20 protein-coding genes are annotated in these 23,691 nt (G+C 44.3%); 9 read left to right on the top strand and 11 right to left on the bottom strand.

The window, feature by feature from the left end; genetic code table 11:
* From rsxA to cysD, 3 genes are all read right to left on the bottom strand, one after another.
* Positions 1 to 582, bottom strand: coding sequence for an electron transport complex subunit RsxA (gene rsxA / locus A3773_RS03140; protein WP_067983012.1), 582 nt, complete (start codon positions 580 to 582; stop codon positions 1 to 3).
* A gap of 180 nt (positions 583 to 762) precedes the next feature.
* Positions 763 to 2,460, bottom strand: coding sequence for a sulfate adenylyltransferase subunit CysN (cysN, locus tag A3773_RS03135; RefSeq protein ID WP_067983010.1), 1,698 nt, complete (start codon positions 2,458 to 2,460; stop codon positions 763 to 765).
* A 132-nt stretch (positions 2,461 to 2,592) separates the two neighbouring features.
* Complete coding sequence (cysD, locus tag A3773_RS03130) at positions 2,593 to 3,510, bottom strand: sulfate adenylyltransferase subunit CysD (protein WP_067983007.1); 918 nt, start codon at positions 3,508 to 3,510, stop codon at positions 2,593 to 2,595.
* 296 nt (positions 3,511 to 3,806) lie between these two features.
* Between cysD and A3773_RS03125 the strand changes: the two genes are divergently transcribed.
* The 5 genes from A3773_RS03125 (at position 3,807) to cysG (ending at position 9,281) form a co-directional block, all read left to right on the top strand.
* A complete protein-coding gene (locus tag A3773_RS03125; protein ID WP_067983005.1) occupies positions 3,807 to 4,592 on the top strand; it encodes a sulfite exporter TauE/SafE family protein in 786 nt (261 codons plus the stop codon).
* A 61-nt stretch (positions 4,593 to 4,653) separates the two neighbouring features.
* Positions 4,654 to 6,312 (top strand): nitrite/sulfite reductase, encoded by a 1,659-nt coding sequence (locus A3773_RS03120; protein ID WP_067983003.1) that lies wholly within the window; start codon positions 4,654 to 4,656, stop codon positions 6,310 to 6,312.
* Positions 6,296 to 6,784, top strand: coding sequence for a DUF934 domain-containing protein (locus tag A3773_RS03115; RefSeq protein WP_067983001.1), 489 nt, complete (start codon positions 6,296 to 6,298; stop codon positions 6,782 to 6,784). Before A3773_RS03120 ends, A3773_RS03115 begins: the two co-directional genes overlap by 17 nt.
* Before the next feature lie 38 nt (positions 6,785 to 6,822).
* A complete protein-coding gene (locus A3773_RS03110) occupies positions 6,823 to 7,545 on the top strand; it encodes a phosphoadenylyl-sulfate reductase (protein WP_067982998.1) in 723 nt (240 codons plus the stop codon).
* 311 nt (positions 7,546 to 7,856) lie between these two features.
* On the top strand, positions 7,857 to 9,281 hold the full coding sequence (gene cysG / locus A3773_RS03105) for a siroheme synthase CysG (RefSeq protein ID WP_067982997.1): 1,425 nt from the start codon (positions 7,857 to 7,859) through the stop codon (positions 9,279 to 9,281).
* 61 nt (positions 9,282 to 9,342) lie between these two features.
* On the opposite strand, the gene A3773_RS03100 is transcribed toward cysG, so the two are convergent.
* From A3773_RS03100 to nrdA, 7 genes are all read right to left on the bottom strand, one after another.
* Positions 9,343 to 9,522 carry a PCP reductase family protein gene (locus A3773_RS03100; RefSeq protein ID WP_067982996.1) on the bottom strand — a complete coding sequence of 60 codons (180 nt, stop codon included), beginning with the start codon at positions 9,520 to 9,522 and terminating at the stop codon, positions 9,343 to 9,345.
* A gap of 297 nt (positions 9,523 to 9,819) precedes the next feature.
* Positions 9,820 to 11,112: a DEAD/DEAH box helicase gene (locus A3773_RS03095; RefSeq protein WP_067982994.1), complete on the bottom strand. Its 1,293-nt coding sequence runs from the start codon at positions 11,110 to 11,112 to the stop codon at positions 9,820 to 9,822.
* A 215-nt stretch (positions 11,113 to 11,327) separates the two neighbouring features.
* A complete protein-coding gene (locus tag A3773_RS03090) occupies positions 11,328 to 12,293 on the bottom strand; it encodes an alpha/beta hydrolase (protein ID WP_067982992.1) in 966 nt (321 codons plus the stop codon).
* Between the two features lie 239 nt (positions 12,294 to 12,532).
* A complete protein-coding gene (locus tag A3773_RS03085) occupies positions 12,533 to 13,630 on the bottom strand; it encodes a hypothetical protein (protein WP_231902132.1) in 1,098 nt (365 codons plus the stop codon).
* Between the two features lie 1,045 nt (positions 13,631 to 14,675).
* Positions 14,676 to 14,942: a class I ribonucleotide reductase maintenance protein YfaE gene (yfaE, locus tag A3773_RS03080; protein ID WP_067982988.1), complete on the bottom strand. Its 267-nt coding sequence runs from the start codon at positions 14,940 to 14,942 to the stop codon at positions 14,676 to 14,678.
* Positions 14,943 to 14,952: 10 nt separating this feature from the next.
* Complete coding sequence (nrdB, locus tag A3773_RS03075) at positions 14,953 to 16,083, bottom strand: class Ia ribonucleoside-diphosphate reductase subunit beta (protein WP_067982986.1); 1,131 nt, start codon at positions 16,081 to 16,083, stop codon at positions 14,953 to 14,955.
* An 88-nt stretch (positions 16,084 to 16,171) separates the two neighbouring features.
* Positions 16,172 to 18,436: a class 1a ribonucleoside-diphosphate reductase subunit alpha gene (gene nrdA / locus A3773_RS03070; RefSeq protein ID WP_067982984.1), complete on the bottom strand. Its 2,265-nt coding sequence runs from the start codon at positions 18,434 to 18,436 to the stop codon at positions 16,172 to 16,174.
* A gap of 590 nt (positions 18,437 to 19,026) precedes the next feature.
* Between nrdA and A3773_RS03065 the strand changes: the two genes are divergently transcribed.
* A complete protein-coding gene (locus A3773_RS03065) occupies positions 19,027 to 19,236 on the top strand; it encodes a DUF2788 domain-containing protein (protein ID WP_067982982.1) in 210 nt (69 codons plus the stop codon).
* Between the two features lie 46 nt (positions 19,237 to 19,282).
* Here the strand turns inward: A3773_RS03065 and A3773_RS03060 are convergent, their stop codons facing one another.
* The gene (locus tag A3773_RS03060; RefSeq protein ID WP_067982980.1) at positions 19,283 to 19,795 is read right to left on the bottom strand and encodes a HugZ family pyridoxamine 5'-phosphate oxidase; all 513 of its coding nucleotides are present in this window, start codon (positions 19,793 to 19,795) and stop codon (positions 19,283 to 19,285) included.
* 230 nt (positions 19,796 to 20,025) lie between these two features.
* Between A3773_RS03060 and A3773_RS03055 the strand changes: the two genes are divergently transcribed.
* From A3773_RS03055 to A3773_RS03045, 3 genes are all read left to right on the top strand, one after another.
* Entirely contained in the window at positions 20,026 to 20,451 is a 426-nt protein-coding gene (locus A3773_RS03055) for a PilZ domain-containing protein (RefSeq protein WP_067982978.1), read from the top strand.
* Between the two features lie 76 nt (positions 20,452 to 20,527).
* A complete protein-coding gene (kdsA, locus tag A3773_RS03050) occupies positions 20,528 to 21,376 on the top strand; it encodes a 3-deoxy-8-phosphooctulonate synthase (protein WP_067982976.1) in 849 nt (282 codons plus the stop codon).
* A gap of 201 nt (positions 21,377 to 21,577) precedes the next feature.
* Positions 21,578 to 23,602, top strand: a complete 2,025-nt coding sequence (locus tag A3773_RS03045; RefSeq protein WP_067982975.1) for an SUMF1/EgtB/PvdO family nonheme iron enzyme — start codon at positions 21,578 to 21,580, stop codon at positions 23,600 to 23,602.
* Positions 23,603 to 23,691 lie beyond the last annotated feature (89 nt).

The raw sequence follows: 23,691 nt of genomic DNA, 5'->3' as shown, positions 1-23,691 counted from the left end.
CTAGATCTGAACCAGACCAGTGAAGCCCATAAAGGCTAGCGACATTAAGCCGGCGGTTACCATGCCAATAGCAGCGCCTTGAAATGGAACCGGCACATCCGCTACAGCAATACGTTCACGCATGGCCGAAAATAAGATTAACGCAAGAGAGAAGCCAACTGCAGCACCAAACCCATACACGATGGAGTCGATAAAGCCGTTCACTTTTTTGATATTAAGGAGTGCAACACCCAGCACAGCACAGTTGGTGGTAATCAACGGTAGGAAGATACCTAGTACTTTATACAACAGTGGGCTGGTTTTACGTACGACCATTTCAGTGAACTGCACAACAACCGCAATCACTAAAATAAAGGTAATCGTTTGTAAAAATTCTAAATCGAGCGGTTGGAGCAAATAGGTAAATGCCAAGTAACTACATACCGATGACAGCGTCAGTACGAAGGTCGTTGCTAGTGACATGCCCATAGCAGTCTCCAACTTATTGGAAACCCCCATAAAAGGACAAAGCCCTAAAAACTGCACCAGTACAAAGTTATTCACCAGTACTGTGCTGATAACAATCAGAAGATAATCTGTCATAAATCTACAACTAACCAAATGGCATTTGCGAATGCAATTGAAGGCTCACGCTCGAAAGCGACCACTTAAAGCAAAAGTAAAGTGTTCTAAAGTTTACCGCTTCTTATAGAATTTAGGTATAGCGTAAGCCTGACTTAGCGCAAAAAACAGGAAGGTCGCACGACCTCCCCACTATACCTATCAGATCAACGCCTGCGCTTTTAGCTCTGCGATAGCCGCTTCAAGCTGTGCAAACGCAGTATCACCGGCCAACTGATCTATTTGAAGGTTTACCGCGCCCTCAAGTGCAGCATCCGTTTCCAAGAGCGAAATCAAACCCGCTGCATTAAATAACGGTGCTAAGGATGATAAGTTGCCATCCAAATCAGCCAGCTGAGTGCGATTAAAGGCAACAACATTACGCCCCTGCTCAAACAATACTGCTTCAAGACTAAAGAGTAGGGTTTGACGCTGTGCTTCAGTCCCGCCAGAGATCGTTACTGTCGCGCCCTGCTGACCAAAACGAATCATACGATCCGCCGCTGTTACTTTCGGCTCACTGACCAGGTTATGCGCTAAATCCACCGCCTGCTGAGCACCATCATTAATGATCATGCCCGCAGCAACCGTTGCATTGGTTAAGCGATCAACAATGATAAACGAACCCGTACCATGATGAGAACGATAGTCATCGGCAACAACGGGGCGCTCTAAGGTAATTTCACAGCGACCAATTTCATTTAACGCGAGTGTATTTGCCGCACTTTCTTCAAGCGTATTAACATCAATACGGTTACGGACGTTACTAATACCACCCGCCACACGGGTCGTATTTAACTTAACCTCATATTGACGGCCTGACTGCATAGCCTCTTCAGACATCCATACAACCATAGCGTCAAAACGATTAGTCGTCGCGGGTACTGATGCGCTATGCACTAAAACATCACCACGCGAAATATCGATCTCATCGTCCAGTGTTAGCGTCACGGCCATAGGAGGAAACGCTTCTTCAATCTCACCCTCAAATGTCACGATTGACTTAACGGTGCTCGACTTGCCTGATGGCAACACAGTCACTTCATCACCAGGACGCACGATACCTGACGTCAAGGTACCGCAATAACCACGGAAATCTAAGTTTGGACGGTTAACGTACTGTACTGGGAATCGAAGGTCGTCAAAGTTTTTGTCGTTTGCTATCTCAACATTTTCTAACGTATCCATTAGAGGCGCACCATCAAACCAAGCCATAGGCTCAGAAGGCGTTACAACATTGTCACCCTTTAAGGCAGAGATGGGTACAAACTGAATATCGGGAAGATCAAGCTGTTCTGAGAACGCTAAGTACTCCGCTTTAATCTCTTCAAATCGCTCTTCACTATAATCAACCAAATCCATTTTATTGATGGCCACAACCGTATGCTTAAGTCCCAACAAAGAGACGATAAAGCTATGGCGTTTTGTCTGCACCTGAACACCATAACGGGCATCAATAAGAATGATCGCCAAATCACATGTTGAAGCACCTGTGGCCATGTTACGGGTGTACTGTTCATGTCCCGGTGTATCCGCAATGATAAATTTACGTTTTGATGTAGAGAAGTAACGATACGCAACATCGATCGTAATACCTTGCTCACGTTCAGCCTGAAGACCATCCACTAACAGCGCTAAATCCAGCTCTTCGCCCGCATTACCAACACGCTCATTATCTTTTTGAATCGCCGCAAGCTGATCTTCATAGATCATCTTGGAATCATGTAACAACCGGCCAATCAATGTGGACTTGCCATCATCAACACTACCGCACGTCAAAAAGCGTAGCAGTTCTTTATTTTCATGCTGATGCAGATACTCTTGGATATCAGAAGCAATCAGTTCACTGTGGTAACTCATTTTTCTCTCCTCGGAGAAGCTTTATACCTATACAGATACAAAGCCGTGTAATCATTTCAGTATTAACACCTTGGTGCCTATAAAAATAAACAGCGCCCGGTGCATCCACAAAGCTATCGATATAGAAGACGCCTAGAAGTAACCTTCCATCTTCTTCTTCTCCATCGAACCGGAACTATCGTGGTCAATCGCACGACCTTGACGTTCAGATGTGGTTGTTAACAACATTTCTTGGATGATATCAGGCAATGTCACCGCTTCTGATTCAACAGCACCTGTAAGCGGGTAACACCCGAGTGTACGGAAACGTACGCTCTTCATTTCAGGCACTTCACCCTCTTTTAATGGCAAGCGATCATCGTCCACCATAATCATCATGCCATCGCGTTCAACGACAGGACGCTTAGCTGAATAGTAAAGCGGCACGATTGAGATATTTTCTAAATAGATGTACTGCCAAATATCAAGCTCTGTCCAGTTGGATAGCGGGAACACACGAATGCTTTCGCCTTTATCAACACGAGTATTAAATACATTCCAAAGCTCTGGACGCTGCACTTTCGGATCCCAACGGTGATTTTGATCACGGAAAGAAAATACACGCTCTTTCGCACGTGATTTTTCTTCATCACGGCGCGCACCACCAAAAGCAGCATCAAATTTATATTTATCTAATGCTTGCTTAAGGCCTTGGGTTTTCATGATATCTGTATGCTTAGATGAGCCATGAACAAAAGGATTGATATTCATATCAACACCTTCTTGGTTCACATGTACAATCAGATCCATACCGGCCTCAGCAGCCATCTTATCGCGAAATTCAATCATCTCTTTGAACTTCCATGTGGTGTCCACATGCATCAGCGGAAAAGGAGGTTTGCCTGGCGCAAACGCCTTACGTGCTAGATGCAACATCACCGCGGAATCTTTACCTACAGAGTACAGCATGACGGGATTATCAAACTCTGCGGCAACTTCACGGATGATATGGATACTCTCAGCTTCTAATTGCTTGAGATGCGTTAAGCGATGTTCAGGTAAAGCACTCATCAGTAAATACTCTTTCTATTTAAACGGTGTGGACTAGAACCCTAAATTTCACAGGTATAGCTATCCAATATTGCGGCGCATTATGGCAGCTACCTGAATAAAACACAAAAGAATATATAATTACTTTTTAATAACCAAAAGGAATAAAAAACACCTCCACTCACCCTCCCTAATAACAGCCACTCAAATCTAAATGGATATATTCTTTTTGATTATAACAAGATTTCTAATTATTATTTTGAGTTATAACAAAACAGTTCTATTATGCCGCCAGTTATTTGTGGACAGGTATACTCATGGAACTTGCATATAGTTTTGCAGGATTAGTTGTTGGCTTTATTGTTGGACTAACAGGAATAGGTGGCGGAGCGTTAATGACACCTATTCTAATTGTTGTGTTTGGCATTCCGCCAATTACCGCAGTCAGTACAGATTTACTGTATGCCGCAGTCACCAAATTCGGCGGGACCATCAGCTATGCCCGCAAGAAACTTATCGAGTGGAAAATTGTCATATTCTTGCTGAGCGGAAGTATTCCAGGCAGCCTTTTCACACTAAATTATCTAAGCGGCCTTGGTGGGTTAGAAAAAATAGAGCATCTAATGAATTTAACATTAGGTATCTCCTTAGTACTCACCTCTATTGCTGTTTTTTTACGGAATAAGATTCGCAATCAGGCCATAAAGTGGCAACATACAGCCGCGGCCAAGCATGCAAAAAAATGGCGCCCTGTTTTTACCATAACCATGGGCTTTATTTTAGGCTGTTTAGTGACGTTATCCTCTGTAGGCGCTGGCGCATTAGGTACCGCATTATTAATTGTTTTATACCCACGAATGAGCATGCAAAGCATTGTGGGTACCGACCTTGTTCATGCAGTTGTACTAACAGCAATTGCAGGAGCCGGTCACTACCAGATGGGCAGCGTAGATTTAAGCCTACTGGTTTACTTATTACTGGGCTCGTTACCGGGTGTATTTGTGGGTAGCCATATCGGCACGCGCTTATCACCTAAGGTAATGCAACCCATAATGGGATCAATCTTGTTAGCCATCGGCCTGCGTTTCGTAATCGCAGGTTAAATAAACCCTAAAAGTGAGGTGTTTAGCTGCTTAGCCAGCTAAACAAGGGAAATATTTAGTTATGTATCAGTATAACGAAGTCGACCAAAAACTGGTTGATGAACGCGTTGAGCAATATAGAGATCAGACCCGCCGCTATTTGGCTGGAGAGCTGCCTGAAGATGACTTTCTAGCACTGCGTCTGATGAATGGACTTTACGTGCAACGTCATGCGCCTATGCTGCGTGTTGCAGGCCCATACGGCATGTATAACTCAACCCAGCTCCGTAAACTGGCACACATTGCCCGCACTTACGACAAAGGTTATGCGCATTTTACAACCCGTACCAATATCCAGTTTAACTGGCCTAAATTGGAAGAGGTGCCTGACATCCTTGCTGAACTAGCGAGTGTGCAGATGCATGCAATTCAAACATCGGGCAACTGTATCCGTAATACAACAACGGACCAATTTGCAGGCGTTATTGCTGACGAGATTGAAGACCCACGCCCCTACTGTGAAATTATTCGCCAATGGTCTTCACTGCACCCTGAATTCGCGTACCTACCGCGTAAGTTTAAAATTGCTATTTCGGCTGCACCAACAGACCGAGCAGCAACGCAAGTACATGATATTGGTCTACACATCGTGAAAAACGATGCCGGTGAAACTGGGTTTGAAGTTCTTGTTGGTGGAGGCTTAGGCCGTACACCGGTGATCGGTAAGCAGATTCGTCCGTTCTTAGCAAAAGAAGACCTTCTTTCATACTTAGAAGCCATAGTTCGCGTATATAACCTTAACGGTCGCCGTGACAATAAATACAAAGCACGTATCAAAATATTGGTTCAAACCATGGGTATTGATCAGTTCCGTGAACTGGTTGACGCTGAATGGGAACAGATCCGCGATACTGATCTAAAATTACCACAAACCGAGATCGATCGAGTCAAAGCGTTTTTCGCGCCGTTCGATTACGACGCAACGGCGGCTGAAGACAGCTCACTAGAGCAAAAACTCGCTCAAGATGAAGCCTTCCGCACTTGGTACGAACGCAATACTGTAGCGCACAAAGTTGCGGGCTACCGTATTACTTATATCTCGCTGAAGCCCTACCTAAAACCGGCAGGCGATGTAACAGATCAGCAATTAGATCTTATTGCAGACCTCGCAGACAAGTATAGCTTTGGTGAGGTTCGTGCAACGCATAATCAGAATTTAGTCTTAGCTGATGTTAAAAACAGCGACGTATATGCGGTATGGCAGATCCTATCCGGTGCAAACCTTGCTCGTCCAAATATCGGCACATTAACCGACATGACGGTCTGCCCTGGTGGTGATTTCTGCGCCTTAGCCAATGCCAAAACCCTAGGCATTGCCGATCAGATCAATCGAAAGTTTGAAGATATGGATTATGTTCATGACCTCGGCGATCTGAAGCTTAATATGTCTGGCTGTATCAATGCATGTTCACATCACCACGTTGGACATATCGGCATTTTGGGTGTCGATAAAAAAGGCGAAGACTGGTACCAGATCACCCTAGGTGGTGATGATGGATCCAACGCAGCTCTCGGTAAAGTCATCGGCAAATCTGTCCCATCAGACGAAGTCGCAGATACCTTACAGAAAGTAATCGAAGTTTACCTCGATAACCGCTACGAAAATGAGCGTTTTATCGATACATTCCAGCGTATTGGAATTGCACCATTTAAGGAGTACGTATATGCCCCTGCTAATTAATCGTGAAGTTGTTGCAGACAACTGGTCTTTACTGAATGAAGAAGCTATCACTTCAGAAGCGTCCATACGTCCAGGAAACATTATCGTACCTTTGGCGCTGTACCAAGAACACAAAGCATTATTCACAGAGCATGACGGTCAAGTTGCCCTTCAAGTTAATGGCGACGATGACCTAACGGAGCTAATGGAAAACTTCGATCAGTTCCCGATGATTGCGATCGAATTCCCAATTTTCCGCGATGGCCGTGGCTTTAGTATTGCTCGCCTACTGGTTAGAGCCGGTTACCAAGGCGAAATTCGTGCGACAGGTGATATTGGTAGAGATCGCCTTGCTTATATGGAACGTTGTGGCTTTACCGCTATACAGGTTGCAGATGATCAATTTAAACCTGAAATGCTTAACGCCTTTGACGACATAAGCAATTACTACCAGAGCGCTACAGATAACAATCGCGCTGTATATCACCAGTAGATATCTGCTGAAGAATAGTGACGGTGAGGGTCTCTATCATGAGTGAAGAAATAAGTTCTGAATTACAAAGTAAAGTCATTGCGGCAGCGGCTTTATTAAGCAAAGGCCTAAGCGACTATGACGGCTCAATTGTTTTTGCCAACAGCTTAGGTGCGGAAGACGTTGTTATCGCAGACCTGATCAGTAAGCACTGCCCTGATATCAAAAACTTCGTACTTGATACCGGCCGCTTACCCGAAGAAACACTTAAGTTACTGGCCGACATGCAGGGGCATTACAGCAACCTTCAGATTGATGTGTACTACCCTGAAGCAGCGGATGTTGAAGGCTTTGTTGCTGAAAATGGCATTAATGCTTTTTATGAATCTCAAGATCTACGCAAAGGCTGCTGTTTTGTCCGTAAAATCAAACCGTTAAAACGCGCGTTAGCGGATAAAAAGGCTTGGATTACAGGCCTTCGTCGCGAGCAATCGGTAACACGTGACGAGATACAGTTTGAAGAGTGGGATGAAGGCAATAATATGCACAAACTTAACCCGCTCGCAGACTGGTCAGAAAAAGAGGTCTGGGCATACATCAAAGCGAACAACGTGCCTTATAACGAACTACATGACAAACATTACCCAAGTATTGGCTGTGCCCCGTGCACACGCGCCATATCCATGGGTGAAGATGTACGTTCTGGACGTTGGTGGTGGGAAAACCCTGAAAATCGCGAATGCGGTTTACACCCCGCGACACCGTTAAACTTTAAAAACTAAATCAAATTCAAAGCAAACGGAGTTTGCTCTGAACGGGAGACCACCCTGCACCTGTCTTGGCAAGAGATACCCCCAAGACAGGTTGCAGACTTCCCTGCCCTCGGCGCAGTAAGCCATGGCCATTGATAACAATCGATGCACCGCTCAGCGCACCCTAATCCTATTCAACGACAGAAATACACATCACTCACGGCTACCACACCAACTATTTCCGTATTCTTCCAGTTATCTCGCGGATTGATAATCCCAAACTCAACTTCTGCTGGTAAACTATAGTAACTGGTAGCCGCTTTAATGCTGGAGTAACATTTGTGGATTATTTACCTCTCTTTTTTAAACTCACTGACCAAAATGTCCTATTAGTCGGCGGGGGTAACGTTGCTTTACGAAAGGCACGTCTTCTTTGTCGAGCCGGTGCTAAGGTAACCGTTATAGCTCATCATGTGTGTGATGAACTGCAACAACTTTTAGACACAAGCTCAGGGCTATCCATTATCGGTGAATATCACGCGGATCTGCTTGAAGAGAAGATACTGGTCATCGCAGCAACAGATAACCATACCTTGAATGAGCGCGTGCACTTTGACGCCATCGATAAAAACATTCCGGTCAACGTCGTCGACAGCCCCAAACTATGTACCTTTGTTTTCCCAGCGATTGTTGACCGCTCACCTGTTGTGATTGGCATCTCCTCAGGGGGAAGCGCACCCGTACTCGCAAGACTATTAAGGGCCCGCTTAGAAACGTGGATTCCTAAGTCTTACGGCAAGCTGGCAACCATTGCTAATCACTTTCGAGATCGCGTAAAAGAAAAATTCAGCACCGTTAATCACCGTCGCGTCTTCTGGGAAAATGTTCTACAAGGCCAAATAGCCGAGAAGGTTTTTGCCGGCAGAGACGCAGAAGCCATCGAATTAATAGAGAAGAAAATTGCCCATGATGATCCCGATCACCAAGTGGGTGAGGTGTATCTAGTCGGTGGTGGCCCAGGCGACCCTGAGTTACTTACATTTAAAGCCCTTCGCCTCATGCAGCAAGCCGATGTTGTTCTTTACGATGCGCTAGTCTCTGAAGCCGTATTAGATTTATGTCGACGGGATGCTGATCTTATTTTTGTTGGCAAAAAACGTGACAATCATGCCCTCCCTCAAGAAGGGATCAATGAGTTATTGGTCAAGCATGCCCAATTAGGAAAACGCGTTGTGCGCTTAAAAGGCGGAGATCCGTTTATCTTTGGCCGCGGCGGCGAAGAGCTAGAAACCCTGAAAGCTAATAATATCCCATTTCAAGTGGTGCCCGGCATAACCGCAGCAAGCGCATGTTCTACGTTCGCAGGCATTCCGTTAACCCATAGAAATTATGCGCAGTCCGTCAAATTTGTTACGGGTCAGCTAAAGAATCGCACCACGGACCTAAACTTCCATGAATTAGTGCACCCCAACCAAACCGTTGTATTCTATATGGGGCTTCACACGTTACCGATTCTAAGTGAAAAACTTATCGAACATGGAAAACCAAAAGACACTCCCGCCGCCATCGTATCCCGTGGGACATTAGCTGATCAGAAAGTGCTAACTGGCACCTTAGCCACCTTAGCCACCCTACAAGAAAAAGCGCAATTACCGGCCCCTGCGTTAATCATTGTAGGTGAAGTCGTCTCACTGCATGAGAACCTAAGCTGGTTTGGTGAAGAAGTACTGGCGCAAAACCTCACACCCGTCAAAGCAGAACAGTAACAACCTGAGTGCTTCGCCCAACCTTTTGAAATAAAAAAGCGTTTGGGCGCAAGCGATTCAATTACTTCTGTGTATCCATCTGCTTTTGCTTTACCCGATCCAGTAACTCAACCGTCACGGTCGTTAAACCTTGCTGTCGAGCAGCCTTCTCAACCTTATGCCGAATAAGTTTTCGCACAAAAAAAGGCGCTGCATCAACCCGCTCTTTTGCGGCCTGTTCCCACTCTAATTTATCCGCCATTTATCTACACCACTGTTAAAAAAGATTATCAGGGGAGCATTATACGCCGAGATAGATATAAGCCAAGCAGAACAATAATAAGGTGGGATACAGAATAGAGTTATCCATTTTTTCTGTTGATAACTCTGTGCACTGCTTGGGGGGATAACGTTTAAACGCCCTATTTATAAGGGATAGAGAGAAGTGTTCACAATCTGACACATTGCTCATGCCAAGTTAATAACCCGTATAAGCATATAGAACTTAAGGGGACTAAAGAGCCCGTAATAACGAACATGCGCCGCTCACCATTAACCATTATTTTTTAAACAAAGAGGGCCTAACCGCATCGATGGATAACGTACTTTCATACTTTTCTTGCGGCGGATATTTATCCTTATTACGTTGTGGCTTGGGCCGTTTTTTCTTTGGCGGTTTTAAACTCTCAGGCGACTCGATAAAGGTTCCATTTTCGATATAAGGTACTGGACGCAGTTTAATTTTCTGCTTAATCAGCGCTTCAATTCGCTTTAAAAATTCTCGTTCAGCAGGAGATACTAAAGAGATCGCTTCACCTTTTTCACCCGCTCGCCCTGTACGACCGATACGATGCACATAAGCTTCTGGCACATTGGGTAAGTCATAATTTACAACATGAGGTAAAGACTCAATATCGAGGCCACGGGCTGCCACATCCGTTGCGACTAAGATTTGCAACTCACCAGAGATAAATTCACCTAACATACGGATTCTTTCCCGCTGGGTCTTATCCCCATGTATCGCCGCCGCATCAATCCCCTCTTTTTTAAGGTAATCGGTCACTTCGTCAACACGTTTCTTTGTACGAACAAACACTAACGCCTGTCCCCACTTACCCTCTTTAATCAAGTAACTCAGCACATCCGCTTTATCACTATTATCAACCGCATACGCAAACTGTTTAATCTGACTCGCCGTAGAGTTACGCGGATTCACTTTAACTTTTTTAGGATTATTGAGATAAAAATCAGCAAGTACTTCGATGCTTTCATCGGCAGTTGCCGAAAACAATAATGTCTGTCGAGGCTCCGCTGCATAGGCCATGATTTGTTTAATCGGCTCAATAAAGCCAAGGTCCAACATACGATCAGCCTCATCTAGCACCAAAAACTCAAGATGAGCCAAGCTAATCACTTTTTGCTGAATCAGATCTAACAATCGACCCGGCGTAGCGACTAATATATCAGCACCCCGTTTTAACTTACGGATCTGGTTATCAACCCGTACACCACCGTAAATAGACATGACGCGCATGCCTAAGTCGCGGCCATATTCCAACGTACTGTCACCCACCTGAATCGCAAGCTCCCGCGTAGGAGCAAGCACTAAGGCCCTAACATGGCGGTATTCAGGCGCAGGAGGTGTTTTGCTTAACATTTCAATAATAGGCAGGGCAAAGCTCGCGGTTTTTCCTGTCCCCGTCTGCGCTTCAGCAAGCAGGTCCTCGCCTTGCAGCACCAATGGAATCGCCTTCGCCTGAATTGGCGTAGGCTTTTTATAACCCAGCGTCTTAAGTGTAGTTTGCAGCACTGGACACAAAGCTAAATCAGAAAAGGAGGATATCTCGGACATTCCGCTATAAAACCATCAAAAAAATTAAGTAGGTCTGCATTTTACCTTATCTCCACTCAACAACGCAGCGTTTTAACAATGCAGTGAGCTTTAGCGCGAAATGGAGCAAGCCGTTAAACCGAGGTGGCTCAACGAGGAGAAGAAAGGACAGCTGGCAATAAAAAAGCCAGATACAAGAGTATCTGGCTTTTTAAGTAAACTAAACGATTAACACCTTACTGAGCCGCTTGGCGTTTCTCTCTCCAGCGCTGCAATAAACCTTTACGAGGCTCCTCTTTAACCACGACCGGCTGAGCAGAGATCATCGCTTTGGCATTGCTATCCAAGCCGGCCATAAAGGCTTCAACCTTAGCCGTGTAGTCATTATTATCACCTAAGCTTTCATTCATCTCTTTATGGGATAAATCTCTACTAATGACTGAGGCTTTAACACCAATTGAATTAGCTTTAGCAACAAAGGCATTCGCTTGAGAACATGCACCTTTACGACCCGCTGAACAGGCAACTAAAAACGGAGGCGCATCTGATTTAAGCTGGTGCATAGGTGATGCTTTGACCCAAAAATCGGAATTTTTACCGAAGGCATCATCATAAAAACCATAATGCCGACTACTCATGATAGACGGAACATCAAGTACCGCACTATCCAGCAATACGGTTCCCAACCATGATTTACCGCCCATCGCTTTATGCGCACCAATCGAGGAAGAGACCAAACCTAAGATATGCGCACCCGCAGAGTGGCCCATCAATATAAATTTCTCTGGATCACCACCCCAACTTGCTGCTTTATTTTGCGCAAGGATCAATGCGTTTCGCACATCTTCAGCCTGTTGAACAGGGTCGGTAGCGCGCGGCAACAATCGGTAGTTCACGGAAATAAACACAAACCCAGCAGGTAACCAACGTTCTAGCTTATTCTTTATAACGCTCTTGGATTCCTTATCACCCATTTTCCAAGCACCGCCATGCACCATAAAAACAACGGGGGCATTACTCAAACCATCGCGGGTATATACATCAAATTTATTGGCGCGATCAGGGCCATATGAGATATCTTTGAACGTTTTTATATTACTCGCACCATAATCAGCGGACGTCTGCCCAGTCACACAAGCACTTAGACTGAGAAAGCTAAATAATAAAACCAACCGTTGGATCACTACATTCTTAAAAAGCATCTAATACCTCCTAACACTTTAATCTGTGTATTCGAATCGAAAATGATCGTTACATTTATTGATTAAAGCGCATATCAATGGACAATTGACGTTACAGAGCCCCAAATACAAAATAGCCGCTCATATATAGACAAGAGTGTGACTTAATAGTTCTCCGCATTACAGCCTACAACTACAATAAACCATACTAACATCACTAGTATCAGATTAATTAACTGAATAGAGTGTGAATCAAGCGATTATGGCGTGACCGAAAACAAGTACAGCCGCTCGACTGCTGGTACTGTTTCTGTTGGTACCGTCGACAACTGCTGCAATACATCTAACCTGCCCGAAAATACAGCAGGTGCTTCTACACGCGGCTGCGCCCAATCGTACAAAGGATCACCCGTAGGGTGAATAAGGAAAGCAGTATGATTAAACGTAAGGCCGTAATCACTACTTTCCACCATCTGTAACTGCTCCCCTACGTTAAAGATAAGGAAGATACGCCCATCGGTGTGCTTAGCCACTTGGCTATACACTGCATTGTGAGGGTTTTCTAAAATATAATCGGCACTCCACGTATCCGAAGCCTTATCAAAGCGATAGTAAACTAAGCGTTTTTCAACAGGCCACACAAGATGGATATTACCTTGATCATCAACCATTGCACTATAATGGCTTCCATAAGGGTCATGAAAACCGGCATCCGTTGATTCTAATACAACAGGTGCCGTCCAAGAGCCATCTTCATTTGTTCTTACAAAATTCAACGTGCTACGTGCAGTATCATTTTCTTCCGACACATCCGTATAAAGCAAACCCATACCGGTCTCTAAACTTAATATGCGTCCAGCTTTAGCGGGGCGTTTATTCGCCTGACCCCATGTTTCTGTAGGTACCCACCTCAATAACGGACTACCACTTGAATAGCCTACTAACTGCACAACTTTATTAAAGTTTGTTTGGGTAAAGACTACATGCAAAGTTCGATCTGAGCTCATCGCTATGGTAGGCGCACTCGGTGTTTGAAGGCGCCCCTTAAAAATACGACGTGTTTTTAAGTTCCACCACGTAGAAGTTAAAGCATCGTAGCTTAAACGTGAGTACCACACCTGTTTGTCACAGTTATACACAATATGGAGATAATTCTTATCTAGTACCATATCCGCTGTAGACTCAGAATTGCTGCAATTGAGATCAATAACCTCTTCCCAATCAGCTTGCCCCTCTTCTTTAGTCATTAAAGCAAGGGCGCCTTTAGACTCCTCATCACGGTCACCCACATTGATTAATAAATGCTGTACCCCGTCATCCGTCATCAGAAAGCGTTCTTGATGACGATACGAAATCATTCTCTCCGCGGTTCCGGTAAGATTAGTAAAACCTTGTGATACTAATGCAGCACTAGATACAACCGGCGAGGCCAGATTGAGAGTTATGAAGACAATAAAAAAAATAGGAAACTGACTACGAGGGAACTTCATCCTTAAATTCCTGTGCAAATTAAGTAGATTTTACGAAAGGCAACGATCTTGCCAAAAAATTGTACATATCCCAGTGGACTTAGGAGACAAAGACTACTCTTTTAGCCAAAAAACTCAATAATTCTTTACATTTATGCATGAAAAACACTCAACTTTCCCATAAATAGCCCTTTAATTCACCCAGAAAGCATAACATCGACTGTTTCCCTTACCTCCATTTCCCACCCCTTCACCTCCCTTTTCAATCAAACAACCTCCACCGTAATAAGATAAGTATTTCAAGGACTCACCCCCCTTCTCTCAGCTACAAATCAATACAGCATAAAGCTTACATCTGCCGCACTAAACCACACCTAACGCCGGAGAAATAGACAATGAACTAAAAAGAGACGCTATGCACAAATACTACAATTAACTATAGTGGTTATGTTTTTTGTAGCATCGACACGCATATTTAAAGAAACGCCCTATGACAATACCCATAGAACAGATCAAACCATCAAAATATGGGACTCTAAAACACGCTCTCTCCTGGAGGAAAAGGACGCCCCCCTAAATAGCATCAAGATACAACACCCGCCTCGGGCATGAATATTTCACGCGAAAACCTATAAACCGCTTACCCCCACTTATTGTGGATAACTCGGTGTATAGTTTTTGGGTAGATTGCTCAAACCCATAAAATACGCCACTTCAGCCAAATCGTTTACTTTTTAAACTAACTAAAATTAAGTCAATAATATCAATAAGTTAAACAAATAAATAAAATTTTATCTATTTTTAAAAAGATAACATATCCCTATTGACAGATTATGTTTCAGCCTGTGCAAAAGAAACGAAAAAAACGGCGAAGCCCGAAGGCAGCACCGTTAAATCAATATCAATCTAAAAAAGAATTAGCCTAAAACGAGAATCAGTCTTCCGGTAGTTCTAGCTCTATATGTGTTTTAGGAATACAGCAACAGGTAAGAATTTCATCATCTTGAAGATCAAGTAAGCTTTCCTGTACGTACTCAACATCACCTTCGATTAACCGGACTTTACAACAACCACAATAACCACCTCGGCAGTTATAAGGCGCAGGGATCTCCTGAACCTCAAGTGCATCTAGCAGTGTTGTTTCATACTGATAATAAAACGTATGATGATTGTTAACTTTAATCCTTGGTGGGCCTGCCATTACTACGTCCTTATAAATCAAAGCCGTCAAAGTCATCGTCACCCATTTCGTTGTCGATTTGACCAACTAAATATGAGCTAATTTCGGCTTCCTGCGGGGCTACCTGTACATTGTCACTCACTAACCAAGCATTCATCCAAGGTAATGGGTTCTGGCATGCAGGGAATATCTCATCTAAGTTCAACGCTTTCATACGAACATTCGTAATGTATTCCACATAGTCCGATAGAATTTTAGCGTTCAAACCAATCATCGAGCCTTCACGAAATAAATACGTGGCCCAATCTTTTTCTTGCTGCGCGGCTTCTTTAAAAATCCCATACACCTCAGGCTCACACTCCTTTGCAATCTCCTTAAAGACAGGATCATCCGCGCCAGATGCCATAATATTCAGCATATGCTGAGTACCTGTCAGATGAAGTGCTTCATCACGGGCAATCAGTTTAATAATTTTTGCGTTGCCTTCCATAATCGCACGCTCAGCAAAAGCAAACGAACAGGCAAAGCTCACATAAAAACGGATCGCCTCAAGTACATTAATAGAGACAAGGGTCAGGTACAGCTTCTTCTTTAAATTACGTAATGAGGTATCAAACACTTTGCCATTGATCGTATGCAAACCTTCGCCATGGATACTGTAGGCACTAGAAAGGTTAATAAACTCATCATATAAACGTGTAACCGAGTCAGCGCGACGAATAATCTCAGGGTTGGTGACAATCTCGTCAAACACTTCTGAAGGCTCAGTAATAATATTACGAATAATATGCGTATAAGAGCGGCTGTGGATCGTTTCACTAAAAGCCCAAGTCTCGAACCATGTTTCCAACTCAGGCAGAGAAACAACCGGCAAAAACGCAATATTAGGTGAGCGCCCTTGCACAGAATCTAACAACGTTTGATATTTCAGGTTACTCAAAAAGATATGCTTTTCATGCTCAGGCATATTCATAAAGTCTTTACGGTCAGTAGATAGATCTACCTCCTCCGGACGCCAAAAAAATGAAAGTTGCTTTTCGATTAACTTTTCAAAGATAGGGTATTTCTGCTTATCATATCGAGCAACGTTGACACTTCGGCCAAAAAACATCGGTTCTTTAGTTGCATCATGAGTACTGTGACTGAACGTGGTGTACGCCATCGATATATTCGTTCCTGAAATTTTATAATTATGATGCCTGTAATCGAGAATTACAGGCGCACTCTACATTGTCGATCAAGCATGTCGCTTAAAGCTTACATGCTCCGCCTTCGCAACCCGAATCATCGGCTTGGTCAGAAGCGCCATCTCGCGTGTTGTGGTAATACAGTGTTTTAACACCGTACTTATAGGCCGTTAGTAAATCTTGCAGTAACTGCTTCATCGGCACTTTATCATTTGGAAAACGCGATGGATCATAGTTAGTGTTTGCAGAGATTGATTGATCAACAAACTTCTGCATAATCCCCACCAACTGTAGGTATCCAGTATTGTTAGGAATATCCCAAAGCAGTTCATACTGCTCACGAAGTTCCGTATACCCAGGAACAACTTGTTTCATAATGCCATCTTTACTTGCTTTAACAGAGACGTAGCCACGTGGTGGTTCAATACCATTAGTGGAGTTAGTAATCTGCGAGGAGGTTTCACATGGCATTAGCGCGGTTAGGGTGCTGTTACGCAGACCAAACTCACGTATATCTTCGCGCAACGTTTCCCAAAAGTAATGTAAAGGCTCGTCACAGAACTCATCAACTTCACGCTTATAGGTATCGATTGGCAAGATACCTTTTGAGTACACCGTTTCATCAAATTTAGGGCATCGACCACGTTCTTTGGCCAACTCATTTGACGCTTTAAGCAAGAAGTACTGCACCGCTTCAAACGTTTTATGCACAAGACCATTAGCAGAGCCGTCAGAATATTTAACCCCATTCTTCGCTAAGTAATAAGCAAAGTTGGTCACACCAACGCCAAGCGGACGACGATTCATTGTCGATGTATGAGCCGCAGGAATCGGGTAATCTTGATAATCCAGCAAGTTATCCAGTGCACGTACCACTAGATCAGCTAGATTCTCTAATTCATTAAGATCATTCAGCGCCCCTAAGTTAAAAGCAGAAAGCGTACAAAGGGCAATCTCACCTTCAGGGTCATTAACATGCTGCAACGGCTTAGTCGGCAACGCAATCTCAAGACAAAGGTTCGATTGCTTCACAGGCGCGACAGCCGGATCAAACGGGCTATGTGTATTACAGTGGTCTACGTTCTGAATGTAAATACGGCCAGTTTGTGCACGCTCTGCCGCTAAAATACCAAACAGCTCAACCGCTTTAATCGTTTCTTTACGGATCGATGGGTCGTTTTCATACTTAACGTACAAACGCTCAAACTCATCTTGATCAGCAAAGAAGGCTTCATATAAGCCTGGCACTTCATGCGGGCTAAACAGTGTAATGTCACCGCCTTTAATCAAACGCGTGTACATCAACTTATTAATCTGCACACCGTAATCTAAATGGCGAACACGGTTTTCTTCAACACCACGGTTATTTTTTAAGACAAGAAGTGATTCCACTTCCAGATGCCAAATTGGGTAGAACAGGGTTGCCGCCCCGCCACGTACACCGCCCTGCGAGCAGGATTTAACCGCTGTTTGGAAATGTTTATAAAAAGGGATACAACCCGTGTGGTACGCCTCACCATTACGGATAGGGCTACCAAGCGCACGGATACGGCCTGCATTAATACCAATGCCTGCACGCTGTGAAACATATTTAACAATCGATGCGGAGGTCGCATTAATTGCGTCTAAGCTATCACCACACTCAATCAATACACAGGAGCTGAACTGGCGTGTCGGCGTACGCACACCCGCCATAATGGGTGTTGGAAGTGATATTTTAAACAGTGATGTGGCATCGTAAAAACGCTTCACATAATCCAAGCGTGTCTCTGCCGGATAGTCTGCGAAGAGACAAGCGGCCACCAGCATATAAAGAATCTGTGGGCTTTCGTAAACTTCACCGGTAACACGATTTTGTACGAGGTACTTTCCTTCTAACTGCTTAACCGCAGAGTAGGAAAAGTTCATATCGCGTTTATGTTCTAAATAACCATTTAAAACATCCCAATCAGCTTCAGAATAGTCTTCTAATAAATGCTGATCATAGCGACCGTTCTCAACTTGCTTTTTCACATGGGTGTAGAGGTGCGGTGGCTCGAACTGCCCAAACGCACGTTTTCGCAGGTGAAAGATAGCAAGACGCGCAGCAAGGTATTGGTAATCTGGTGAGTCTTCAGAGATCAAATCAGCAGCGGATTTGATCAATGTCTCGTGAATATCGAAGGTACGCATACCTTCAAAAAACTGAAGATGTGCTTTTAATTCAACCTCAGAAGGTGATACGGCATTTAATCCTTCCGCAGCCCAGATAACAACCTTGTGAATCTTTTCCAGATCAACCAGTTCTTGGCGTCCATCCCTTTTCGTTACCATCAGATCTTGCTGCATGCGACCTTCCAATTGAAGACTTTATAATTGTTAGTTATCGTGCTGTTTTACGCTTCATAATGGGGCAAAAAAACATCCCTTTAATAAGCGGAACCAATAATGGTGCGGTTCTCAGCTTTCTACTCTATATTTACCGGCCATACACAACATGTAGTAGCGATAACGACCGGAGACACTAAATATAGTGATCCTAGTGTTTATTGCAATACTTGATTTTGGGCTTTGTAGAGTGTAGGAACCGATAATTTAATGCTAAAACATTGATATAACGGGGCTTACAGCGGATCCATAGTATAACTACCTTAGATGACATTTTTTTAAAAAAAATTCACCTAAAAATCAGCATCAAAATACGTGCCAAAAGCAAGCAAAAAATAATGTATTTTCCCAATCTTTTTGCTGGATCTTTATGCACTATTTTTAGTGTAATCTATCAGAGCAAACAGCATATTTAAACCTTGAAAAGCCAACTAATTAGCATTGGCCGCCTACACCTCATCTAAACACTTAAGTCAACCCAAGTACCCTTCCCATTATCTTTACTATATAATTCGGGTCCACATTTTAGCTTAAGCACTGAGGTGGTCACTATGCGTCTCGCAGAAATTGAAAGTATCGCACTCAATATAGGGCTTGCTGTTTTCGCAGCCTTTATCTTCTTTATTATCTATGACTTAGCAAAAAAATCGAAAGCGGGAAAGTTTGGCACTATCATTCTATTTTTTGCACTCGGCTTAGGTTTGGCAGCGTTCTTAGTGAAGACGGTGGTTGTCGAATTAATGGAAGGCGGCTCCTTTTAGAGCCACTCCCTTTACCGAAGAAACCTGTAGTTTTATTCGCCCCCAATTACCGTTTTAACACCGCTTCTGAAATATGCGCTAACACCCCACTTTCCGGCTCAACCCTATAAGCCTTACCAAAACCAACCACGTATTGCCCTTCAATCGGCCGTAAACAAAACAAGTGAAAATCAGACAACCCTCTCAACACCCCAACAACAGAACCAAACGTTTGCGCTAATTGATCGAGTACAGCTGCATAGCCCTCATCGCTCGGCAGCCTCTCTTCTGCTATACATTTAAAGATAAGCCGTTCGCGAGCAAACAAGTTTCGGCTATCCTCCTCATTCGCAATAAACATAACCGACGCCGATGGCTGACGTAACAAGTTTTGGGTGTGCGCAGCCAACTCACTAATAAAAATATAAAAACATCCTTCGTCATCACGAACATAGGGCGCATAACTAATCTCAGGAAACGCTTCACCTAAGGTTGAAAGTAACAACGTACTGTTTGCTTGCTGTAGTTCCCTACAATTTGCACTCAGTAATGCTAACTTTTCAGAATCAACATCGCTCATTGGCCACCACCAAAGTAAATTAAAACAACAAATCCATGATAAAAATCGAATTAACTATTAAAACTCCCCCATTATGGTCGATACTATGGGTAGAGCAAATGAAGAAGTCCTGTTAGGTTTTGGAACGATTCTGTTCATTCCTGTCTAACGCTTTAGAACCCACAGGTTCATTAATTGCGTAGTTTGATACTCCATTTACTACGCTGACAGTGCTGATTAAGGTGATTGTCATGGGCGAGCAAAAAGTGTTTATCCGCCATCCCGATGAGTTTCCAATAGAACTTGATTTACAAGAGTCACACCCGACCTTAACCGACACCTCTCAACTCCAGTTAATCTGTCACTCAACAAAGCCTTTCCAGTCAGGCGAGTCGATTGCCATCAAAATACCGAGTGTCGCCTCTCAACTCGAAGTGAACGGCACCGTTGAACGGTGTGAAGATACCAGCAACGGGTATGAGTTAGGCATCACCTTTAATAGCCTTGATGCACTGGCAAGAATACGCATGCTGGAACAACTGTGCTACATACAACGCTACCGAAACCATGTGCTCAAGGTTGAAGGACGAGTGATCTCCACGCAAGATGCCGCACTTGAATGGATAGGTAAATATGCCCACCTATTCCCCTGCGAAGAGGAATCAACCACCCCATAGCAACCAGACCAGTTGTTGTCATTATAGATAGGGTTATAATGCTCATTTCCCCCATGATGATGGACGATTGATAGCAATGCAGCAAAAAACCATAACAGTCGCAAACATTGAAATAGCTAATGACAAACCCATGGTATTGTTTGGCGGTATGAATGTTTTGGAGTCCCGTGATCTGGCAATGCAAATTGCTGAACATTACGTCGAAGTTACGTCAAAACTTAACATTCCTTATGTATTTAAAGCATCCTTCGATAAAGCAAATCGTTCCTCGCTCACCTCTTTTCGCGGCCCCGGCCTTGATGAAGGTCTAAAGATATTACAAGAGATAAAAGAGACATTTAATGTGCCTCTTATTACGGACCTACATGAGCCACACCAAGCAGCACCGGTAGCAGAAGTATGCGATATTATTCAGTTACCCGCGTTCCTGTCTCGTCAAACAGACCTTGTAGAAGCCATGGCAAAAACCGATGCCGTCATTAACATCAAAAAAGCACAATTTCTTGCACCACAAGAGATGAAGCATATTTTGCACAAATGCGAAGAAGCCGGTAATAGCCAACTCATTCTCTGTGAACGCGGCTCCAGCTTTGGGTACAATAATTTAATCGTGGACATGCTTGGCTTTTCTATTATGAAAGAGTTCGGCTATCCGGTTATGTTTGATGCGACCCACGCCCTACAAATGCCGGGAGGCCGTGCAGATTCCGCTGGCGGACGACGCGCACTGGTCGCACAGCTTTCACGCGCAGGGTTATCCCAAGGTATTGCAGGATTATTTTTAGAGGCCCACCCCGATCCAAACCAAGCTAAATGCGATGGTCCTTGTGCGCTACCGTTAAGCACACTTGAGCCTTATTTGGCGCAGATGAAAGCGGTAGATGAGCTCGTAAAAAGCTTCCCGCACTTAGATACCTCTATATAAAAGCGCCTGACATTGCTATAAAACCTATATATCCAAAAGAAAGAAGCCCATTATTGAACAATGGGCTTACTCTTTTATAATCATTCGTTAGCTGATAGCGACAGGCTTCATCTAAATATCATGCTATTGAGCAATGACATATATAGCCACGCCTTTGTCTATGATAGGTATATGAAAACTAAGGATAGGTTTTAATTCCCCATGAGCGATACTGCAGATTCAATTTATCAGTCCTTACAAGAAGGCACCATACTGGGGCCTGAGCACCACCGTTTTCAACTGATAAGCAATAGCTCAGACCACTTACTCGGTCAATTATGGCAGGCTAAGGACGTTGATGTTGCAGGCAACCCGCTCGTTACACTGATCATCATCAACCCCGCGCTTCTAAAGCAAAGCACATTTGCTGAAGGTATAAAAAAACATGCAGCGTTAAGCAAGCAACTGCAAAACAAACATATCGCAGAGTGCTATGGCTTTTTCCCCCATAAAGGCGGATTACTCCTCCTCTCCTATGAAAAACTAGACGGTTTAACACTCAGTGGCGTCATACAGGCAGAACAACCACTTCAATTAACACAACGACTCGGACTGCTCAGACAAATCGCTTACGCTGTCGATATGAGCTTCCAGAAGCTACGTAGCCCACACGCCTGCCTATCTCCTGATGTTATTTATATCAACCGCAAAGGTGGCGTAAAACTCACCTTACCTGCCCTCAGAGACGCCCTCGAATCAATTACAGACCTATTGCCAGCACCTCCGAGTTACCAACAATACCAATCCCCCGAAGCCTTTCACCCCGGTAAACTTAGCCGCAAAACCGATGTGTATGCGTTTGCCGCGATTATTTACGAACTCTTTACCGGAAAACCACCGTTCAATGTTAATGACTCCGAAGCCGACAGAGTACGTAAACAATTAGAACAACCCGCGGAGCTCGATAATCAGCAATGGGAAGCACTACAAAAAGCCTTTTCCACTGATATAGAAGAGCGCTTTACAAGTTGCACCGAATTAATGAAAGCCGTGTTCCCACCTAAAAAAGAAGACGATGACGAAAAGAAAGACGAGGCGCCTCAAACTAAGCCCAGTGAAACAGAAGGGGAGGAAGCGAGTACCGATGACAGCCCACCTTTATCGACTAAAGAGAAACTCAACAAAACTGTCAAACAGTCTATACGCCGATTAACATCGATCTCGCAAACGACCCTATACGTGTTAATGGGTTGCCTTATTTTTGTGGCTGGCTACTTATCCGGTTGGGCGGTATCAGAGCTCTTCAATTTTAAAGAAAAAGATTTCCAAGCCTTACAGATCACTAAACAGCAAGAAGCGCTACAGCAGATGTATGACACGCTCCAAGCGCAGCAAGAGATACAAACAAGAGCAGAGCAGGAACTCAGTGACGCGCTGCAAACGAACGCCCTTTTAGAGCAAGAGCTGTTAACGACCAAACGCCTGTTAAAAGCAGAGCCTGACTCACCCGGCCAACAGATCTTTAAAGATCAGATCGACAGCACAACCTATGGCCCTGAAATGGTCCTGCTACCTTCCGGTGATTTCCGGATGGGCGACCAGTCAGGTATTGGTGATGATAACGAGAAGCCTGTACACCTAGTCAAAATCCGCAAGCCTTTCGCCCTATCACGCTTCGAGGTCACTTTTGCAGAATATGATACCTTCGCCAACGCCACCAATCGTCCCCTACCAAACGATGGCGGCTGGGGACGTGGCAATCAACCGGTCATTAATGTCAGCTGGCGAGACGCCGTGGCCTACGCAGAATGGCTTGGCCATGAAACCGGCCACCCTTATCGCCTACCAACCGAAGCTGAGTGGGAGTATGCAGCACGAGCTGGCACAGTCACCACCTACTGGTGGGGCGATGAGCTTAAACCCAACATGGCAAGCTGTACCGGCTGTGGCAGCGCCTTTGATGGTAAACAACCGGCCCCCGTTGGCAGTTTCCCCGCAAACAACTGGGGGCTGCACGACATGACCGGCAATGTTGACGAATGGGTATTCGATTGCTATACCGACAGTTACAAATTCACGCCCACCAATGGCTCCGCGTATACCGAAAAGGCCTGCGAAAACCGTGTCATGCGTGGCGGGTCGTGGTTTGAAATCGATCGTTTAATTCGCCCCGCCAGCCGCTACCGCCACCCCGTCGATTCAAAACGTAACAGCTGGGGCTTTAGGGTTGCACTGGATATTAAATAAAGAATAAAGGCCCGTTCGACCGGATACACAGAAAGCTTAGGTTCATTCTAAAATTGATAGATTAGGGACTCGCTCTCAGGGAATACATG

It is taken from the genome of Neptuniibacter pectenicola, assembly GCF_001597735.1.
GTDB lineage: Bacteria > Pseudomonadota > Gammaproteobacteria > Pseudomonadales > Balneatricaceae > Neptuniibacter > Neptuniibacter pectenicola.
Note: the sequence above shows the minus strand (reverse complement) of the source record. Positions and strands in the feature narration are given on the sequence as shown.

What these genes read in the sequence shown, in the direction of transcription:
- rsxA (WP_067983012.1), bottom strand. Translation starts at nt 582, where the DNA reads ATGACAGATTATCTTCTGATTGTTATCAGCACAGTACTGGTGAATAAC.
- cysN (WP_067983010.1), bottom strand. Translation starts at nt 2,460, where the DNA reads ATGAGTTACCACAGTGAACTGATTGCTTCTGATATCCAAGAGTATCTG.
- cysD (WP_067983007.1), bottom strand. Translation starts at nt 3,510, where the DNA reads ATGAGTGCTTTACCTGAACATCGCTTAACGCATCTCAAGCAATTAGAA.
- A3773_RS03125 (WP_067983005.1), top strand. Translation starts at nt 3,807, where the DNA reads ATGGAACTTGCATATAGTTTTGCAGGATTAGTTGTTGGCTTTATTGTT.
- A3773_RS03120 (WP_067983003.1), top strand. Translation starts at nt 4,654, where the DNA reads ATGTATCAGTATAACGAAGTCGACCAAAAACTGGTTGATGAACGCGTT.
- A3773_RS03115 (WP_067983001.1), top strand. Translation starts at nt 6,296, where the DNA reads ATGCCCCTGCTAATTAATCGTGAAGTTGTTGCAGACAACTGGTCTTTA.
- A3773_RS03110 (WP_067982998.1), top strand. Translation starts at nt 6,823, where the DNA reads ATGAGTGAAGAAATAAGTTCTGAATTACAAAGTAAAGTCATTGCGGCA.
- A3773_RS03100 (WP_067982996.1), bottom strand. Translation starts at nt 9,522, where the DNA reads ATGGCGGATAAATTAGAGTGGGAACAGGCCGCAAAAGAGCGGGTTGAT.
- A3773_RS03095 (WP_067982994.1), bottom strand. Translation starts at nt 11,112, where the DNA reads ATGTCCGAGATATCCTCCTTTTCTGATTTAGCTTTGTGTCCAGTGCTG.
- A3773_RS03090 (WP_067982992.1), bottom strand. Translation starts at nt 12,293, where the DNA reads ATGCTTTTTAAGAATGTAGTGATCCAACGGTTGGTTTTATTATTTAGC.
- A3773_RS03085 (WP_231902132.1), bottom strand. Translation starts at nt 13,630, where the DNA reads ATGATTTCGTATCGTCATCAAGAACGCTTTCTGATGACGGATGACGGG.
- yfaE (WP_067982988.1), bottom strand. Translation starts at nt 14,942, where the DNA reads ATGGCAGGCCCACCAAGGATTAAAGTTAACAATCATCATACGTTTTAT.
- nrdB (WP_067982986.1), bottom strand. Translation starts at nt 16,083, where the DNA reads ATGGCGTACACCACGTTCAGTCACAGTACTCATGATGCAACTAAAGAA.
- nrdA (WP_067982984.1), bottom strand. Translation starts at nt 18,436, where the DNA reads ATGCAGCAAGATCTGATGGTAACGAAAAGGGATGGACGCCAAGAACTG.
- A3773_RS03065 (WP_067982982.1), top strand. Translation starts at nt 19,027, where the DNA reads ATGCGTCTCGCAGAAATTGAAAGTATCGCACTCAATATAGGGCTTGCT.
- A3773_RS03060 (WP_067982980.1), bottom strand. Translation starts at nt 19,795, where the DNA reads ATGAGCGATGTTGATTCTGAAAAGTTAGCATTACTGAGTGCAAATTGT.
- A3773_RS03055 (WP_067982978.1), top strand. Translation starts at nt 20,026, where the DNA reads ATGGGCGAGCAAAAAGTGTTTATCCGCCATCCCGATGAGTTTCCAATA.
- kdsA (WP_067982976.1), top strand. Translation starts at nt 20,528, where the DNA reads ATGCAGCAAAAAACCATAACAGTCGCAAACATTGAAATAGCTAATGAC.
- A3773_RS03045 (WP_067982975.1), top strand. Translation starts at nt 21,578, where the DNA reads ATGAGCGATACTGCAGATTCAATTTATCAGTCCTTACAAGAAGGCACC.